The following is a 1,327-nucleotide window of genomic DNA, read 5'->3' as shown; positions in this document are numbered from 1 at the left end:
TGAACGAGCCCCATGAAAGACAGGACACCGTTCCCCCCTTAAGATAAGGGATAGGCAAACGGGTATGTTTATGACTAACAGCAACGATAAGGGTGGCGAGCTGCTCAGCCAGGAACGCCGACGCCGCTGGAGCACCGATCAGAAGCTGGCCATGGTTCGCGAGAGCCTTGAACCCGGACAAAGTGTGTCCGTGGTGGCCCGGCGCAACGGTATCAACGCCAACCAGCTGTTCCTGTGGCGCAAGCTGTACCAGGACGGAAGCCTTTCGGCCGTCAGTGCCGGCGAGGCCGTGGTACCGGCGTCAGAGCTGAGCGATGCGCTCAAGCAGATCCGCGAATTACAACGGATGCTGGGCAAGAAGACGATGGAAGCCGAAGTCCTAAAAGAGGCCGTGGAGATTGCCCGGTCGCGAAAATGGATTGCGCACTCACCCTTGTTGCCGGGGGACGACCAGTGAAACTGGTCAGCGAATGTCTCGGTGTGTCGCGCTCGCAATTAACGGTTCGAATCAAGCAATCGGTATCGCCCAAAGTACGGCGATGTCGGCCCGTGAACGATATGGAACTGGTCGCTGAGATTAAGCAGCAAGTCAGCGAGTTACCGAGCTATGGCTACCGTCGGGTTTGGGCGTTGCTGCGCCGCGAGCGTGAAGTCCAGTTATTGTCCCCGATCAATGTGAAGCGGGTTTACCGCGTCATGCGCGATCACAATCTGTTGCTGGAACGACGCATCAAGCAACCTGGCGTGCAACGCCGGCATGAAGGCCGCATCGCCGTTACAACCAGCGATACCCGTTGGTGCTCGGACGGCTTCGAGTTCCGCTGTGACGACGGTGCGAAGTTGAGTGTGACTTTTGCCCTGGACTGCTGCGACCGAGAAGCCATTGGCTGGGTCGCCAGCCCAACAGGCTACAGCGGTGATGACATCCGAGACTTGATGTTGGAAAGCGTGGAGAAGCGATTTGGCGATCAACTGCCAAGCGCACCGGTGCAATGGCTGAGCGATAACGGCTCGGCCTATATCGCCGAGCACACGCGTCTGTTTGCTCGCCAGATCGGCTTGCAGCCGGTGACTACACCGGTACGAAGCCCGCAGAGCAACGGCATGGCTGAGAGCTTCGTGAAGACGATCAAGCGTGATTACGTGGCGCACATGCCCAAGCCTGATCGAGAAACGGCGCTGCGCAATCTGACGATTGCCTTCGAGCATTACAACGAGCAGCATCCGCACAGCGCTTTGAAATATCGGTCGCCGAGAGAGTTTAGGCGCTTGGCAGCAGCATCAATTTAACGGGGAGTTGGTGTCCGGTTTGGTAGGGGCAAGTCCA

At 58.0% G+C, this 1,327-nt stretch carries 1 protein-coding gene; it reads left to right on the top strand.

Features of this window, described 5'->3' with window-relative positions:
- The first annotated feature begins 70 nt into the window (after positions 1-70).
- A protein-coding gene (locus HAQ05_RS27725) for an IS3 family transposase (protein WP_420825802.1) occupies positions 71-1,290 on the top strand; the annotation gives its coding sequence in 2 pieces (ribosomal slippage) (positions 71-416 and positions 416-1,290; 1,221 coding nt in all).
- The last annotated feature ends 37 nt before the right edge of the window (positions 1,291-1,327 follow it).

It is taken from the genome of Pseudomonas typographi (assembly GCF_014694385.1).
GTDB lineage: Bacteria > Pseudomonadota > Gammaproteobacteria > Pseudomonadales > Pseudomonadaceae > Aquipseudomonas > Aquipseudomonas typographi.
Note: the sequence above shows the minus strand (reverse complement) of the source record. Positions and strands in the feature narration are given on the sequence as shown.